Annotated in this window: 16 protein-coding genes and 2 pseudogenes; 12 read left to right on the top strand and 6 right to left on the bottom strand. The window is 69.7% G+C overall.

The window, feature by feature from the left end; genetic code table 11:
- Positions 1 to 25: 25 nt before the first annotated feature.
- The 4 genes from ACWD6R_RS32030 (at position 26) to ACWD6R_RS32045 (ending at position 6,502) form a co-directional block, all read left to right on the top strand.
- Entirely contained in the window at positions 26 to 2,407 is a 2,382-nt protein-coding gene (locus ACWD6R_RS32030; protein ID WP_451821908.1) for a tetratricopeptide repeat protein, read from the top strand.
- A gap of 2 nt (positions 2,408 to 2,409) precedes the next feature.
- On the top strand, positions 2,410 to 3,759 hold the full coding sequence (locus ACWD6R_RS32035) for a PP2C family serine/threonine-protein phosphatase (RefSeq protein WP_451821909.1): 1,350 nt from the start codon (positions 2,410 to 2,412) through the stop codon (positions 3,757 to 3,759).
- 81 nt (positions 3,760 to 3,840) lie between these two features.
- Positions 3,841 to 5,202 (top strand): vWA domain-containing protein, encoded by a 1,362-nt coding sequence (locus tag ACWD6R_RS32040; RefSeq protein WP_451821910.1) that lies wholly within the window; start codon positions 3,841 to 3,843, stop codon positions 5,200 to 5,202.
- A gap of 88 nt (positions 5,203 to 5,290) precedes the next feature.
- The gene (locus ACWD6R_RS32045; RefSeq protein WP_451821911.1) at positions 5,291 to 6,502 is read left to right on the top strand and encodes an FHA domain-containing protein; all 1,212 of its coding nucleotides are present in this window, start codon (positions 5,291 to 5,293) and stop codon (positions 6,500 to 6,502) included.
- Positions 6,503 to 6,511: 9 nt separating this feature from the next.
- On the opposite strand, the gene ACWD6R_RS32050 is transcribed toward ACWD6R_RS32045, so the two are convergent.
- Entirely contained in the window at positions 6,512 to 7,498 is a 987-nt protein-coding gene (locus tag ACWD6R_RS32050) for a methyltransferase domain-containing protein (protein WP_451821912.1), read from the bottom strand.
- A gap of 109 nt (positions 7,499 to 7,607) precedes the next feature.
- On the opposite strand from ACWD6R_RS32050, the gene ACWD6R_RS32055 reads away from it, so the two are divergent.
- Both ACWD6R_RS32055 and ACWD6R_RS32060 read left to right on the top strand, forming a co-directional pair.
- Positions 7,608 to 8,012: a globin gene (locus ACWD6R_RS32055; RefSeq protein WP_451821913.1), complete on the top strand. Its 405-nt coding sequence runs from the start codon at positions 7,608 to 7,610 to the stop codon at positions 8,010 to 8,012.
- 32 nt (positions 8,013 to 8,044) lie between these two features.
- Positions 8,045 to 8,257: pseudogene (locus ACWD6R_RS32060) on the top strand (ABC transporter ATP-binding protein); the annotation flags it as partial.
- Between the two features lie 37 nt (positions 8,258 to 8,294).
- On the opposite strand, the gene ACWD6R_RS32065 reads toward ACWD6R_RS32060, so the two are convergent.
- From ACWD6R_RS32065 to ACWD6R_RS32080, 4 genes are all read right to left on the bottom strand, one after another.
- The gene (locus ACWD6R_RS32065; protein ID WP_451821914.1) at positions 8,295 to 8,981 is read right to left on the bottom strand and encodes a hypothetical protein; all 687 of its coding nucleotides are present in this window, start codon (positions 8,979 to 8,981) and stop codon (positions 8,295 to 8,297) included.
- Positions 8,978 to 9,400, bottom strand: coding sequence for an acyl-CoA thioesterase (locus tag ACWD6R_RS32070; protein WP_451821915.1), 423 nt, complete (start codon positions 9,398 to 9,400; stop codon positions 8,978 to 8,980). The genes ACWD6R_RS32065 and ACWD6R_RS32070 overlap by 4 nt, the downstream gene beginning before the upstream one ends.
- Before the next feature lie 5 nt (positions 9,401 to 9,405).
- Complete coding sequence (ettA, locus tag ACWD6R_RS32075) at positions 9,406 to 11,070, bottom strand: energy-dependent translational throttle protein EttA (RefSeq protein ID WP_451821916.1); 1,665 nt, start codon at positions 11,068 to 11,070, stop codon at positions 9,406 to 9,408.
- 309 nt (positions 11,071 to 11,379) lie between these two features.
- On the bottom strand, positions 11,380 to 12,135 hold the full coding sequence (locus tag ACWD6R_RS32080) for a GntR family transcriptional regulator (RefSeq protein ID WP_451821917.1): 756 nt from the start codon (positions 12,133 to 12,135) through the stop codon (positions 11,380 to 11,382).
- Positions 12,136 to 12,212: 77 nt separating this feature from the next.
- Here ACWD6R_RS32080 and ACWD6R_RS32085 point away from each other — a divergent pair, with 77 nt between their 5' ends.
- The 6 genes from ACWD6R_RS32085 (at position 12,213) to ACWD6R_RS32110 (ending at position 15,103) form a co-directional block, all read left to right on the top strand.
- A complete protein-coding gene (locus ACWD6R_RS32085) occupies positions 12,213 to 12,491 on the top strand; it encodes a hypothetical protein (protein ID WP_451821918.1) in 279 nt (92 codons plus the stop codon).
- Between the two features lie 12 nt (positions 12,492 to 12,503).
- Positions 12,504 to 12,800 carry a hypothetical protein gene (locus tag ACWD6R_RS32090; RefSeq protein WP_451821919.1) on the top strand — a complete coding sequence of 99 codons (297 nt, stop codon included), beginning with the start codon at positions 12,504 to 12,506 and terminating at the stop codon, positions 12,798 to 12,800.
- 187 nt (positions 12,801 to 12,987) lie between these two features.
- A complete protein-coding gene (locus tag ACWD6R_RS32095; protein ID WP_451821920.1) occupies positions 12,988 to 13,212 on the top strand; it encodes a hypothetical protein in 225 nt (74 codons plus the stop codon).
- An 8-nt stretch (positions 13,213 to 13,220) separates the two neighbouring features.
- Positions 13,221 to 13,952, top strand: a complete 732-nt coding sequence (locus ACWD6R_RS32100) for a GntR family transcriptional regulator (RefSeq protein ID WP_451821921.1) — start codon at positions 13,221 to 13,223, stop codon at positions 13,950 to 13,952.
- On the top strand, positions 13,949 to 14,293 hold the full coding sequence (locus tag ACWD6R_RS32105; protein ID WP_451821922.1) for a hypothetical protein: 345 nt from the start codon (positions 13,949 to 13,951) through the stop codon (positions 14,291 to 14,293). Before ACWD6R_RS32100 ends, ACWD6R_RS32105 begins: the two co-directional genes overlap by 4 nt.
- 315 nt (positions 14,294 to 14,608) lie before the next feature.
- Positions 14,609 to 15,103 carry a DUF1877 family protein gene (locus ACWD6R_RS32110; protein ID WP_451821923.1) on the top strand — a complete coding sequence of 165 codons (495 nt, stop codon included), beginning with the start codon at positions 14,609 to 14,611 and terminating at the stop codon, positions 15,101 to 15,103.
- Positions 15,104 to 15,830: 727 nt separating this feature from the next.
- Here the strand turns inward: ACWD6R_RS32110 and ACWD6R_RS32115 are convergent.
- A pseudogene (locus ACWD6R_RS32115) lies at positions 15,831 to 16,093 on the bottom strand (ISAzo13 family transposase); the annotation flags it as partial.

Consider the following 16,093-nt stretch of genomic DNA (forward strand, 5'->3'; position numbering starts at 1 on the left):
CGCAGGCCTGGTGCGGGTGCCGGACGTGCCGCGCCCCGACCCGCGTTCCGCGGTGATGGAGAACCCGGAGGTGCCGGAGCGGAAGCGGTTCTGTTCGCGCTCCGACTGCGGGGCCCCGGTGGGACGGTCACGCGGCGAACGGCCGGGACGAACCGAGGGGTTCTGCACCAAGTGCGGCCACCCGTACTCCTTCGTACCGAAGCTGCAGGGTGGCGACATCGTGCACGGCCAGTACGAGGTGGCGGGCTGTCTGGCGCACGGCGGGCTCGGCTGGGTCTATCTCGCGGTGGACCGTGCGGTCTCGGACCGCTGGGTGGTCCTCAAGGGGCTGCTGGACACCGGCGACCAGGACGCCATGGCGGCCGCGATCTCGGAGCGCCGCTTCCTCGCCGAGATCGAGCACTCCAACATCGTCCGGATCTACAACTTCGTCGAGCACCTCGACCAGCGGACCGGTTCGCTCGACGGCTACATCGTGATGGAGTACGTGGGCGGCAAGGCGCTCAAGGAGATCGCGAACGAGCGCCGCACCCCGGCCGGGAAGCGGGATCCGCTGCCCGTCGAGCAGGCGTGCGCGTACGGCATCGAGGCACTGGAGGCGCTCGGTCATCTGCACAGCCGCAATCTGCTGTACTGCGACTTCAAGGTCGACAACGCGATCCAGACCGAGGACCAGCTGAAGCTGATCGACATGGGCGCGGTGCGCAGGATGGACGACGAGGAGTCGGCCATCTACGGCACGGTGGGGTATCAGGCGCCGGAGGTCGCGGAGGTCGGACCGTCGGTCGCCTCCGATCTGTACACGGTGGCGCGGACGCTCGCGGTGCTCGCCTTCGACTTCCAGGGGTACACGAACGTCTTCGTGGACTCGCTGCCGGACCCGGACAACATCGAGGTGTTCCGGACGTACGAGTCGTTCTACCGGCTCCTGGTCCGGGCCACGGACCCGGATCCGGCGCGGCGGTTCGCCTCGGCCTCGGAGATGGCGGAGCAGCTGACGGGGGTGTTGCGGGAGGTCGTGGCGTTGCAGACGGGGCGTCCGCGGCCGGCCCTGTCGACGCTGTTCGGTACGGAACTACGGGTTACGGACACGCAGTTGTTCACCGAGCTGACGGGCGATGTGTCGCGGCTCGGGGTACGGGCGGAGCCGGCCGGGCGGCGGAAGGGGAAGGGGGCGGGTGGATCCGGGGTTTCTGTCGCAGCGGCTCCGGCCGCCGGGGCTCCGGCTGCGCCGGGGGCGGTGGGGCACGCGGTGCCGGGTGTGCCGGGGCAGCGGGCTCCGGGGGCTGCCCTGCTGTCGGCGCCTCCCACGCGCGTCCGGGGCGGTAGCGGCACTGCGGCCGCTCTCCCGTACGCGCAGACCCGGGCGGCCGTTCCGGCGCCGCGGCCGGCGCCCGCCGACCCGGGCCCGCTCCCGGGGACGTACACCTCGGCCGGCCCCCGGCTGGCCGGGCTCGACGCACGGGCCACCTCGCTCGCGCTGCCCGTCCCCCGGGTCGACGCGAGCGACCCCAATGCGGGATTCCTCACCGGCGTGATGACGTCCGCACCCTCCGAACTGATCGCCGCACTGCGGGCGGTTCCCGCCGCCTCGCTGGAGACCCGGCTGCGCGAGCTGCGCGCCCGCCTGGAGCTGAACGAACCCGGTGCCGCCGTCCAGACGCTGACGGGTCTGGAGGCGCTGCACGCGGACGACTGGCGGGTCGTCTGGTACCGCGGGGTCACCTCGCTGGTGACCGGGGACAACGCGACTGCGGCGCTGTCGTTCGACGCGGTCTACGACGCGTTCCCCGGTGAACCCGCGCCCAAGCTGGCGCTGGGCATCTGCGCGGAGGTCCTCGGCCAGCTGGACAACGCCGCCGAGTACTACCACCTGGTGTGGACGACCGATCCGAGCTTCGTCAGCGCCGCGTTCGGTCTGGCCCGGGTGCAGATCGCCGCCGGGGACCGGGCCGGGGCCGTGCGGACGCTGGAGTCCGTGCCCGAGGCGTCGATCCACTACACGGCGGCCCGGGTCGCCGCCGTGCGGGCCCGGCTGCGCGAGCGCGCCCCGCACGAGCCGCTGATCGCCGATCTGACGGCGGCCGCCGACCAGGTGGCCGAGCTGCGGAGTTTCGGGCTGGACGCGGTGCGCCGCGAGCAATTGTCGACGGAGGTGCTGGGGACGGCGCTGGACTGGGTACTCTCCGGGAGTCCCACGGACCGGCCGCCGGCTCCGCAGTCGCCGTCGCAGTCGCATGGGCCTGCCGGGCCGGGAATGCTGCTCGGCAGTGAGTTGGACGAACGCGGCCTGCGTTTCGGTCTGGAGCGTTCGTACCGGATACTCGCCCGGCTTGCACAGCGCGGCGACGAGAGGATCGAACTGGTGGAGCGGGCCAACCGTTTCCGCCCCCGGACGTGGGTGTGAAGATGTCGCGGATGCACCAGGAGACCGCCTTGTCGAGGTGTCCCAACTGCGAGGAGCCGCTGGAATCGGGCGACCTGTTCTGCGGCGCGTGCGGGTACGACCTGTCGGTCGTCCCCGCGCCGCCGGAGGACCGCCCGACCATCGCGATCACCGCGCCGGTGAACGGTGCGCCCGTGACCGGTGCGCAAGGGACCGGTGCGCCGGTGGCCGGTCCGGGCGGACACACCGCTGCGGCCTCCGGTTCGGTGGAGTGGTCGGCCGCGTCCGCCGCCGACCGGTCCGGGCCGCCCGCCCCGGCCGGTCCGCCCGCCGGAGTCCGTTTCGACCGGCGGGACGGGTCGGACGACTTCGAACTGGCCGCGCCCGCGGCACCCGTCGCTCCCGATCCCCGTACCACCGGCGCCGCCCCGGAGCAGGAACGCACGGCGGGCACCAAGCTGTGCGTGGCCTGCCGCGCCGGTCATGTCGGCACCGACGGCTACTGCGAGAACTGCGGCCATGCCCAGCCCCGCGAGCGCGACCACATGGAGCAGGAGCTCGGTTCGGTGGCAGCCGTCAGCGATCGCGGTCTGCGCCATCACCGCAACGAGGACTCGTTCGCGGTGTCGACGACCGCCCTGCCGGACGGCTCCCCGGCCGTTGTCGCGATCGTCTGCGACGGCGTCTCCTCGGCGAGCCGCCCCGACGAGGCCTCGGCCGCCGCCGCGACGGCGGCCAACGAGGCGCTGCTGGAGTCGCTGCCGCGCGGCGCCCACCCGCAGCAGGCGATGCACGACGCGATCGTCGCGGCGGCCGAAGCGGTCAACGCACTGGCCCACGACGACGGCCGGGCCATGGAGCACGATCCGCACCACCACACGAACGCACCGGCGTGCACCCTCGTCGGCGCGATCAGCGCCGGTGGACTCCTGGTCGTCGGCTGGGTCGGCGACAGCCGCGTCTACTGGGTGCCGGACGACCGCACTCACCCGCCCGCACGCCTCACCGAGGACGACTCCTGGGCCGCGCAGATCGTCGCGGCGGGCCTGATGAACGAGGCGGAGGCGTACGCGGACGAGCGCGCCCACGCCATCACGGGCTGGCTCGGCGCCGATGCGTACGAACTGGAGCCGCACACCGCGTCGTTCAAACCGGACCGGCCGGGTCTGGTCGTGGTGTGCACGGACGGGCTGTGGAACTACGCGGAATCGGCGGCCGAGATGGCCGCCGTGGTACCCGCCGATGCGCACGAACGACCGCTGCACGGCGCCCAGGTCCTGGTGGGTCACGCGCTGGACGGTGGGGGCCACGACAACGTAACAGTGGCTCTGCTGCCGTTCGCCGTGCCGTCACCAGGGGCAGGATCGGCGTAAAGGCCCCACGTCCGGTACTGCCCACTCTCTTGTCCGCTGCGACCCTTGCCAGCTCTGCCACCTCTGCCAGGAGCCGATCAGATGGCCAACTTCTCCAAGTCCCACGTGCCGCAGTTCTCCGTCGAGGTGTATCAGAACGAATATCTGCCCGAGGGCGGCCGCGAGGTCAACGCGATCGTCACGGTCACCTCGACCGGCGGCGGCACCACCGGTGGCGTCCCGCTGACCGGGGCGACTCTCTCGCCCGCGCAGGTGCCGGGCCGGCGGACGAAAGCCGCCGTGGTGATCATGGTGGACTGCTCCGGTTCGATGGACTATCCGCCGACGAAGATGCGCAACGCCCGTGATGCGACGGGCGCGGCCATCGACACCCTGCGCGACGGCACCTCGTTCGCCGTGGTCGGCGGTACGCACATCGCCAAGGAGGTCTATCCGGGCAACGGCCGCCTCGCCGTGGCCGGCGCGCAGACCCGCGCCCAGGCGAAGGAGGCGCTGCGCCGGCTCAGCGCGGGCGGCGGTACGGCGATCGGCACCTGGCTGCGGCTGACCGACCGGCTGCTCGGTGCCGCCGACGTGGACATCCGGCACGGCATCCTCCTCACCGACGGCCGCAACGAGCACGAGTCGCCGGAGGACCTGCGGGACGCGCTCGACGCGTGTGCGGGCCGCTTCACCTGTGACGCCCGTGGTGTCGGAACCGACTGGGAGGTGAAAGAGGTCACAGCCATAGCCTCGGCGCTGCTCGGCACGGCCGACATCGTCGCCGACCCGGCGGGGCTCGCCGCGGACTTCACGCAGATGATGGAGAACGCGATGGGCAAGGAGGTCGCGGACGTGGCGCTGCGCCTGTGGACGCCCGTCGGGGTCGAGATCAAGTTCGTGAAGCAGGTCGCGCCGGCGGTCGCCGAACTGACCGACCGCCGCACCGAGGCGAGCCCGCGCGCCGGGGACTACCCGACCGGTTCCTGGGGCGACGAGTCCCGCGACTACCACGTGTGTGTACAGGTGCCGGAGGCCGGAATCGGGCAGGAGATGCTCGCCGCCCGTGTCTCGCTGATCCTCCCCGACCCGTCGGGCGCGGCGGCCCCGCAGGTCCTCTCGCAGGGGCTGGTACGGGCGGTGTGGACGGACGACATGGTGGCATCCACCTCGATCAATCCGCAGGTCGCGCACTACACCGGCCAGGCGGAACTGGCACAAGTCATCCAGCAGGGGCTCGATGCGCGCAAGTCGGGAGACTTCGACGGAGCGACGGCGAAACTCGGCCGTGCGGTGCAGCTGGCATCGGCGTCCGGGAACGAGGACACTGCGAAACTGCTTTCGAAGGTGGTCGACGTCGTCGATGCGGCGACCGGTACTGTGCGACTGAAGGCGAAGGTCGCGGAGGCCGACGAGATGACCCTCGAAACGCGCTCCACCAAGACCGTCCGCGTGAAGAAATAACACGAGGGCCGCGCAGCTCAGCGACGTGGCGAAGCGATAAGAAATGACGGCCCCCGGGGGCCGGACGAGGAGAGGGGGAAGCGCCGACATGCCGACCTGCCCGAACGGACACCAGTCGGGTTCCGAGGACTGGTGCGAGGTCTGCGGCCATCGCATGGCCGGGGCCGGCGCGCCTGCGGGCGCAGTCCCCCCGCCGCCTCCACCGCCGCCCGCGCCCGGATACGGCTACCCGCAGGGCCCCGGCTCCGACGCCACCCAGCAGGCAGAGCTCTGCCCGCAGTGCCGCACCCCGCGTGAGGCGATGGCGCCGTTCTGCGAGGAGTGCCGCTGGAACTTCCTCACGAACACGGCGACGTCGTACACCCCGCTGGCCCCGCAGCACGGCGGTCCGGGCGGGCCCGGCCCCGGTGGTCCGGTGCCCGGTCTGAACCTGCCGCCCGGCTTCCAGGCGCAGCAGGGGCCGCCCGCGCCGCCGCAGCAGCGCGATCCGTACGAGTACCAGAGCTCACGGCCCTCGCAGGTGAACCGCCCGGCCGAGCCGCTCACCCCCGGGCCCCCGGCGCCGGGCCCGCAGCAGCCGCCGCACCCGTTCCAGCGGCAGGGCCCGCCGCCCCCGTCCTTCCAGCAGCAGGGCCCGCCTCCTGCGCCGTCGTTCCAGCAGCAGGGCCCGCCGCCTCCACCGTCGTTCCAGCAGCAGGGCCCGCCGCCTCCACCGTCGTTCCAGCAGCAGAGCGCGCCGCCCTCGTTCGAACAGCCCGGCCCGTCCGCGCCGCCGCAGCCGCAGGCCACGGATGACGACTGGATGCTGCCACCGCCCTCGCAACAGCAGGTGCCGACGCAACAGCCGTTCCAGAGCCGGGGCCCGAACCAGGGATCGGACCAGAACCAGGCGCCCGCGGGCTGGACGGCGGTCATCGCCCCGGACCGTGAGTACTTCCTGGCGATGATGCAGCGCAGCGGCCCCGAGGCGACCGGGCTCAACCTGCCCGCGTACTCCCCGGAGCAGCGCCTGCCGCTCACCGGCAACCAGGTCACCATCGGCCGTCGCCGGCACAGCACCGGCGAGTCCCCCGACGTCGATCTGTCCGTGCCGCCGGAGGATCCGGGCGTGTCGCACCAGCACGCGGTGCTGGTGCAGCAGCCCGACGGCAGCTGGGCCGTGGTCGACCAGAACTCCACCAACGGCACCACGCTGAACGGCGCCGAGGACCCGATCCAGCCCTACGTCCCCGTACCGCTCCAGGACGGCGACCAGGTGCATGTCGGGGCGTGGACGACGATCACCATCCGCCGCGGCTGACCGGGTTTCTCAGCCGGCGATCAGTGGCCAGGCGTACGGTCCCTCGGGGTCGTCCAGCCAGGCCCACTGCCGCCCGTCCCGGACGGTGATGCCGAACCTCTCCCGCTCGGGACGCTTCTCGCGCTGCCAGAGGGAGAAGGCCTCACGCGGGTCGAGGGTGGTGCCGGTCAGCGTCAGCAGGAACCGGAACAACTCGTTCTCGGCCACCCGCCTCGGCACTCCGCCGGTGTGCGGGTGGCGCACCGGCGGCGGCGTCGCCCCGCGCAGGGGCACGAAGTACGCGGGTGTGTGCAGGAACCGCCCCTCGGCATACGGGCCGTGCGGTGACGGGCGTACCCGCAGCAGGATCAGACCGGTCGCAAACGGTGCCAGGATCCGCGCCTCCGGCCTGCACTGCGCCAGCCAGGCCTGCGGTACGGACGGCAGGGTGCAGGTCACGATGATCCGGTCGTACGGGCCCCGCTCGGGGCAGCCCCGCGCCCCGTCCCCGGTGATCACCGCCGGGTGATAGCCCGCCGCCGAAAGATGGTTGCGGGCCGACTCCGTGATCTCCGGGTCGAGGTCCATCGTGGTCACCGCGTCGTCGCCGAGGCGGTGGGCGAGCAGCGCGGCGTTGTAGCCGGTGCCCGCGCCGATCTCCAGAACGGTGTGGCCGTCCCGTATGTCCAGCTCTTCCAGCATCCGGGCCATCAGCGACGGCTGGCTGCTCGACGAGACGAGTTCGCCGTCCCTGATCCGGGTGGCCAGCGCCCCGTCGGCGTACGCGCCCTGCAGCCACTGGGCCTGCCGGGCCGGGTCGGGGTCCTCGCACCAGAGCCGTTCGGGCCCGCTGGTCCCGGTCACGTAGTAGTACGGCACGAACAGATGGCGGGGCACCGCCTCGAACGCGGCACGCCAGGCGGGGTCCTCCAGCGCCCCGCCCTCGACGATCCCCCGCACCATCGCCCACCGGGCCTCGGCGCCGGCCTCCGCGAACTGATCCAGGTGTGGGCGCATACCTCCACTCTCCCGCTCGCGCCCCCCGGAAGCGACGAGGCACGATGGCCGTCCGGACCGGGGTCCTAGGACCCGGGTCCTCGGCCGGTGCGTCTGAGACCATGGACGGGTGACAGAGATTCCGCGCGACACGCTTCAGGAGCAGACCTTCTACGAGCAGGTCGGCGGCGAGGAGACTTTCCGGCGCCTGGTCCACCGCTTCTACCAGGGGGTCGCCGAGGACCCGCTGCTGCGGCCGATGTACCCGGAGGAGGATCTGGGGCCGGCCGAGGAGCGGTTCACGCTGTTCCTGATCCAGTACTGGGGTGGTCCCCGGACTTACAGCGAGCAGCGCGGTCATCCCCGGCTGCGGATGCGGCATGTCCCGTTCCGGGTGGACCGGGCCGCGCACGATGCCTGGCTGAGCCGGATGCGCGTGGCTCTCGACGAGCTCGGGCTCTCCCCGGAGCACGAGCGGCAGCTGTGGGACTACCTCACGTACGCCGCCGCCTCGATGGTGAACACCGAGGGCTGACGGCACAGCCCCGTCCCTCTATCCCCCTACACCGCACGTCGTCCGAGGTGCTGCGCCGTACGGAGGTGGACGCGGATCCGGGGCAGGAATCCCAGGTGGCCCGCGAGTACGCGATGCTCGACCGCGCGGGGCGGCTGCAACTGCCCACCGAGTACACCGAGACGCTCGGGATGGAGCACCGCGTAATGCTGGAACTGGAGCAGGACCACATCGGGGTGTGGCCGGACGACCAGCAGCGTGGGTAGCGGGCGCCTCTCCCGCGGGTCCGCTCCGGCCTCGGCGTCAGCGGGCGCCGACCGTCACCGCGAGGTTGCCGAGTCCGCCGCCCGCGCCGCGCACGGCGATCGAGCCGAACGGGGTACGCAGCCGCAGCCACGGTCCCGAGGCGAACAGCGCGACCGGGAAGTCCGGGGCCGGGCGGAGGAAGCCGAGGGACTGGGCCGCGTGGACGGCGCGCAGCGGGAGCCTCGTGCCACCGACCGTGCGCGACCAGATCTCGCGGCCGATCAGGTCCCGCTCCGCCCTCGTACGCCGGCCCTCGGGCAGCGCCTCGTCGCGGGAGCGGAACTCCGCCACCGCGGCGGTGACGGCGGTGCGCAGGGAGACGGGGTCGCGCAGTCCGGGCCGTTCCTGCCAGCCGGTGCGCGGCGGGAGCATCCCCGTCCACGGCGGCCCGGTGACGGGCGCGGGCAGCCCGCCACGGGAATCACCCGTCTCGACGTCGAGCGATTCGAGGAATTCACCGGCGGACACGGTGATGTCGAAGTCGATCGGGCCGACCAGCCGCGCCGTCCGGATCGCGAGGACCTCGAACGACGGCGGCCTGCCGAACACGGCCAGTGCGCCGCCGCCCGCCTGCAACCGGACGGCGGCCGCCCGGTCGTAGTGCAGCAGGCGGCCGAGGAAGGCGGCGAGATCCGCCGCCTCCCTCGCGTCGGCAAAGTGCAGCGACTGCACGGGCACCGTCATACGGTGGCGGGCTCCTCGGCCAGGTACTCCTGGAGGAAGAGCTTCTCCTCCGCGGAGATCCGCCGGGGTCGCTCCTCGGCCAGGTTGTACGGCACGACGACGGTCGAGGCCCGTACGTACACCTGGTCCGGGTCCTTGATCTCGTACGAGATCGTCAGGGACGCGGCACCTATTTTCGTGACCCAGGACTCGACGGTCACCGGCGCGTGCCGGTGGACCAGCGGGCGCAGGTAGTCGATCTCGTGCCGGGCCACGACGGACCCGCCGGCGAAGGACGGCGAGCCGTCCCCCGGCGCCAGCCGGAACATGAAGTCGATGCGCGCCTCCTCCAGGTAGCGGAGGAAGACCACGTTGTTGACGTGGCCGAAGGCATCCATGTCCGACCAGCGCAGCGGGCAGTTGTAGATATGACGAGCCAAGACGATCAGCCTCGCGTGAGCTTCTTGTACGTGGCACGGTGCGGGCGGGCCGCGTCCGCGCCGAGACGCTCGACCTTGTTCTTCTCGTACGACTCGAAGTTGCCCTCGAACCAGTACCACTTGGACTCGCCCTCGTACGCCAGGATGTGCGTGGCGACACGGTCCAGGAACCAGCGGTCGTGGGAGATGACCACTGCGGCGCCCGGGAACTCCAGGAGGGCGTTCTCCAGCGAGGACAGGGTCTCGACGTCGAGGTCGTTGGTGGGCTCGTCGAGGAGCAGCAGGTTGCCGCCCTCCTTGAGCGTCAGCGCCAGGTTGAGGCGGTTGCGCTCACCGCCGGAGAGCACACCGGCCGGCTTCTGCTGGTCCGGGCCCTTGAAACCGAACGCGGAGACGTACGCCCGCGACGGCATCTCGACCTGGCCGACGTTGATGTAGTCGAGCTCGTCCGACACGACCGCCCAGAGGGTCTTCTTGGGGTCGATGTTGGCGCGGCTCTGGTCGACGTAGGAGATCTTGACGGTGTCGCCGATCTTGATGCCACCGGAGTCCGGCGTCTCCAGGCCCTGGAGCATCTTGAACAGCGTGGTCTTGCCCGCGCCGTTCGGACCGATGACGCCGACGATGCCGTTGCGCGGCAGCGTGAACGACAGGTCGTCGATGAGGACCTTGTCACCGAAGCCCTTCGAGAGGTTCTCGACCTCGACGACGATGGAACCGAGCCGCGGGCCCGGCGGGATCTGGATCTCCTCGAAGTCCAGCTTCCGCATCTTGTCCGCCTCGGCCGCCATCTCCTCGTACCGGGCGAGACGCGCCTTGGACTTGGTCTGCCGGCCCTTGGCGTTGGAGCGGACCCACTCCAGCTCTTCCTTGAGCCGCTTGGCGCGCTTCTCGTCCTTGCGGCCCTCGACCTTGAGGCGGGAGGCCTTCTTCTCGAGATACGTGGAGTAGTTGCCCTCGTACGGGATGGCGCGGCCGCGGTCCAGCTCGAGGATCCACTCGGCGACGTTGTTGAGGAAGTACCGGTCGTGCGTGACGGCGACGACGGCGCCCGCGTACTTCGAGAGGTGCTGCTCCAGCCAGTTCACCGACTCGGCGTCGAGGTGGTTGGTGGGCTCGTCGAGGAGGAGCAGGTCCGGGGCCTCGATCAGCAGCTTGCAGAGCGCGACGCGGCGCTTCTCGCCACCGGAGAGATTGACGACGGGCCAGTCGCCGGGCGGGCAGCCCAGCGCGTCCATGGCCTGCTCCAACTGCGCGTCCAGGTCCCAGGCGTTGGCGTGGTCCAGGTCCTCCTGGAGCTTGCCCATCTCGTCCATGAGCGCGTCCGAGTAGTCGGTCGCCATGAGCTCGGCGACCTCGTTGAAGCGCTTGAGCTTGCCCATGATCTCGGCGGCGCCGTCCTGGACGTTCTCCAGGACGGTCTTCGACTCGTCGAGCAGCGGCTCCTGCATGAGGATGCCGACGCTGAACCCGGGCGACAGGAACGCGTCACCGTTGGACGGCTGCTCCAGGCCGGCCATGATCTTCAGCACCGTGGACTTACCGGCACCGTTGGGGCCCACCACACCGATCTTGGCGCCGGGCAGGAAGCTCAGCGTGACGTCGTCAAGGATCACCTTGTCGCCGTGCGCCTTGCGCGTCTTGCGCATCGTGTAGATGTACTCAGCCAAGAGGAACCGTCCGGCAATCGATGTGTGGGCAGATACACCCCATCTTGCCTGACGTCCACCCCAGGACGGAAACCAGTCTCATCGGGGGGCTGTGACCTGGCCCTTTGCCGTCCGCACTCGTAGCTGACCTGTCACTGGTTGTCGCCGTCGATCGCTGCCGAGCGGCCTCGCACGGCCCAGAGACGATCACTCGGCAGACGTCGTCCACTCGTCGAGCCTGACCTTCACCTGGTGATTGCGCTCGGCGAGCCAGAGGACCTCACCCTCGACGCGGTCGGCTGTACTTGCGGCCGTCGGCGCCCTTCCCTGCTATCTCCCGGTGGGAATCTCGTAAACGATCTCGCACAAGGCGGCGGGCACGACGATGTCCGCAGTCTCCACGGGTCGGCCCTGGTCGCTGTAGTACGTCCGCCTGATGTGGGTGACGAGAGCGGCCTTCTGGATGCCAAGGAGAGACGCCTCCTCGGTAGTCGCCTGCCGCGGCTCCGGCTGCTCGACAGCGTGGCTGACCGTGATGCCGATCGCAGCCATACGGTTCACGACGCCCGCCCCGGCGTGTGGCCCTCCCTCGGGGAGAACGACGAGCGTGCCGGCGGTGAGGTCGTACGGCTCCCAGCTCGTCGACAACTGCACCGGCTTACCGTCGGCCAGGAACTCGTACACGGTACGGACGCACAGGTCACCCTCGGCAACACCGAGCCGCGCCGCGATCTCCGCCGGAGCCTGGACCTTGGCCTCGGTCCGGCTCTCCCAGTCCCCGTACCTGCCTACGGCCTGCATGTCCGCACGGAACGGGGAATCGTCACGCTGCTCGCGCGCCGAGGAACGCACCACCCGGACACGCCGACGAGGTTCGGCGACATACGTACCGGAACCCGCGCGGCCTTCCAGAACTCCCTGGGAGATCAGTAGCTCCTGCGCCCGGCGAACCACGTTCTCGCCGACGCCGCACTCCTGGGCGATCTGAGCACGTGAGGGCAGCCGGTCCCCCGGTGTCGACTCATGCTCCGCGATCCGCTGTCGGAGAACGTCCGCGATGCGGAGATAAGGCGGCTGCTCAGACATATGGAAAATCTAGTCCACTAGCTCTAATCTAGTTAACTAGCTTCACGTACTGTGATCACTTGGCGACGGAGATGCCTGTGCCCGCTTCCGAACTGAGCGTCGAGGACATCGCCGCCCGGTTGTCTGCCGCCGGACTCACCGCACGCGTGAAACAGCACGCCCACCACACATCGATCGAAGCGGAGGTGCCGGACGACTTCCCCGCCGACTCATGGCGGGAGGTCCTGGAGGTAGTGGCGAGGGCCGATCAATTCGGACTCTCCGCCAGCAACGTGGACGGCCACGTCTTATGGGCCGCCGTACGCAAAGCGGTCCCCGCGACGGGAGACGTCCGGGGACCTGGCCATCAGCGATAGGAGTTGATCAGCGTGTTCAACCGTATCCGCCGTGCCGTCTCACGCACCAGTGAGCGGTACTTCCCGAAGGGCCAGCACCGCCGCCCCTTAACGCCTGTCCGATCGACGGTCGTTCACCTCGGACTCGCCGACTCCCCCACGCTGTACACGGGGCGGCTTCGAGACGGCATGGACCTTCTCGCCGCCGAGGAAATCGCGCTCGTCCGCCCGTACGTGTTGGCCAGCGGCGAAGGGGCGAAGGGGCGCTCAACGGCCGCAGCTCACACTCTCTTCGCGCAAACCTGGTCCGCACCGCCGGAGGTGGCCTGATGCCTTCTCATCAGCGACCAGGCGTGACGAAGGCGAATGCCGCTCCCTACAGGTCGAGTTCGTGCCTGATCGGTACGCACCGCGAGTGCGCGCACTCCTCCCCCACCGTGGCACCGATCGGCGTCCCCGTGGTCTACGAAGCGTGCAACTGCCCCTGCCACCCTTCCGCTTCAAGGGAGGTGTCCCAGTGAGGAGATGGACGCCCAGTGGTGCGCTTGCCGCCACCGTCGAGATCACCGCGGCCAGCGTGCAGCGAGGCGATGTGATCCAGATCGGCGGTCAGCAGTGTCGCGTGACCGACCTCCTCCAGCTTGCAGGTGCGGCAAAGCGGCTTCGTTTCGAGTCGGGAGAACTGCTGACCATGCACGCCCGGACCCGACTCGTCACCCTGCGGATGCTGAGAAGGAGTTGATCCAATCCGTGGCTCCCCGTCGTGATGTCATCGCTGACGACCTCCGGACACAGATCTCAACCGGCCACATCAAGGCCGGCGAACGTCTCCCTTCGGAGGCACAGCTCGCCTCCCACTACGCGGTCAGCACGCCGACGCTGCGGAGCGCCCTCGCAGTACTCCAAGGCGAAGGGCTCGTCGAGAAGATTCACGGCAAGGGGAACTTCGTCCGCCACCCCCTCCGCAGATTCACGTACGTCGGCGGTGGTCGCACTCCCCACGCTCAGACCGCGACCGATGCGGCTCTACGCATGACCGTCCGCACCACCCATCTCCCGGCGCGAGGGCATCTGACCGCTCTGCTGAGGGTGTCGGCAAGCAGCCCACTGACCGAACTCCTCTGCCTCAGCCACGAGGGGATGTCACCACACAGCCTGGCTCGAATCTACGTCCCCCGCGACTTGGCGCCGGCCGAAAGTCCAAGCGAATCACCCTGCTGCGAGGAGGTGTTGGTCAGGCTGACGGAGCTCCGCCCCCCGCTGGCCGAGGTACAGGAGCGGGTCAGCGCACGCTTCCCGACCCCCCGAGAAGCGGCGACCCTTCGCATCAGCCCAGCCCTGCCCGTCCTCGCAGTCACACGCGTGTCGACCGACACCACTGGACGCGTCGTCGAGGCGGCGCTCCTGGTCCTTCCCGGCGACCGCGCCGACGCGGTCTTCACGCACCACACGATGACCGAAGAAAGGGGGACGGAAGGATGACGACCCACAACGAGCTGCGGCTCCTCCCGTGGTCGGGCCCCGAAGGCAAGCCCTGCTTCCTGAGCACCGACGACAACAGCAGCCACCTATCCCACCTGGCCGACAACATCGAAGCGGTACTGCTCGGCATGACGGCCGAGCTCTTGGAGCACGCGGCAGAAGTACTCGGCGACGAGGCGGCAGAACCGGAAGAGCTGCAGCTCCTGCCGACAGACCTGACTGGAGCCCTACACGACGTACTCCGTGTAGCGGCAAGCCGCGGTTACCGCCTGTCGATACCGCTCCCCTCTCGTGAAGGCGGCGACGAGGGCCCTCGGCTCCCGGCGGCAGCCTTCGGCTAGCGGTAACGCACATCCAACGACAGAGAAGCCCCAGACCGGTTCTGGGGCTTCTCTGTTGGGTCCACTCCCCTCTCTCACCGTGAGCCGAGAGCGGGTGCACGCTTTCCAAGTCTGTTGGTAGGAGCCAGGACGCGTCTGGGCGCGTTCACCTGCGTTCATGACGGGTTGGCTGCTGCGTCGGGATCACGTCCGGAACCCGGCTGAACGCTCATGGACGCGAATGAATGAGACGGAAACTGAGACGGTCGCGAGCGGCCTGGTCCCTTGCCAAGGGTGGGCAAGGCGTTGTCGGTGGCCTCGGCCAGAATGCGCGGCATGAGCATCGAGATGCAGCTGCGTGCCATGCCTGAGTCCGAGATCCGGGAGGACTGGACTTGGCTGGAGGAGTTCATGGGGGCCGCCGGGGACTTCGACCGCTTCCAGGCCGAACGCAGGGCCGGAATCGCCGAAGCCGTGGAGTACCACTTCCATGCCCTCCATGAGGTCTACGCAGCGAAGTACGCCCGCCAGGGCCCCCATGACTGGGAGCTCCCGGTCTTCGGCGGCAGCCCTGTGTACCACGCCACCTACGACCGGCCGCCGTTCCTGATACTCCGCCCCGCCCAGGTCTGCGAGGCAGCGCGCTTCCTGGCTGCGGCCTCCTTCGACGATCTTTGGGAGGCTGCCCGACCGAAGGTCTTGCGCTCCTTTTCCGCCTTCGACGAGGCCGAGGTCAAGGGCTGGTTCCTCACCCACCACACCGACCTGCGTGCCTTTTACTCCCGTACGGCCTCGACGGACAACGCCGTGGTCAAGGCCTTCTGGTACTGAATTGCCAGGAGCACTCGGCCACGAGGGCCAGCGGGAAGCGGCCAATGGGCTTGGAGGGATGGTGAGAGCCCAGCGCGCCAAGCAGCAGGGCCGTGATTCCCCGCTGTTCCGGCGCCTGATCTGGTGCGCCTGTGGTGCGCCGGACGATCACCGCCTTGTAAGCCTGGCACCGATCACGAGCACGTCCTCGCTGGTCACCATGCGTGCGGTGACATTGAGTTGCTCGATGGGCTCCTGCACCGCTACGGGCTCCAAGTGACCGTGGTTGACCGCTCGATCTGGCACGGATCTGGCACGCACGCCTCTGTTGACGCCTGCAAGGAGCGCAAGCACGCTCACCATCCAGTGGTTGGCCTGGGAAGACCCTTCGAGGACTAGGGTCCGTCTTCAAACTGATCAGGCCCAGAGTAGGAACGACTCCAGGCTGACCGCTGCTTCGTAGGAGGTGGTGGCCTTGTCGTACCCCCCTGGTCGCAACACCGCGGAAGTGTTTGAGGATGTTGAAGCAGCGCTCGAGGGCGACATCGCTCAACAGTCTCGCGAGCAGTGCTCAGACTGCGCGTAGAGGCGTCGGGCGAACGAGCCTAGGGCTGTTCCGTAACTGAAGGTCTCGTCGCTACTGATGTTCACCGCGACGACACTGCCGGCCTCGGCCGCGTCGAGGTCGACGATGTATGGGCCCCCGCTCGACCCAACCCCCATGACGCAGGGGGCTGTCGATTAATAACTACTTGGTTTGATCGGGTAGTGGCTGGTGTCCGGCGATGGCTGCGAGTTCGGCAGCGGTGGTCGCTTTCATCGCGCCGTCCTGGGTGGTGTGGCCAAGGGCTTCGAGGTCGGCTCCTGTCTCCCGGGCTGTCCAGGAGATGAGGTTGGCGCCCACGCCGCAGAGGGCGGCCAGTACGGTACGGGGTGTCTTCCAGCGTTTGGCCAGGATGGCGATGAGGACGCGGTCGGCGGCGGAGAGGAGCCGGCTGCCGGCGCCGGGGC

This window comes from Streptomyces sp. NPDC005151, from assembly GCF_053599875.1.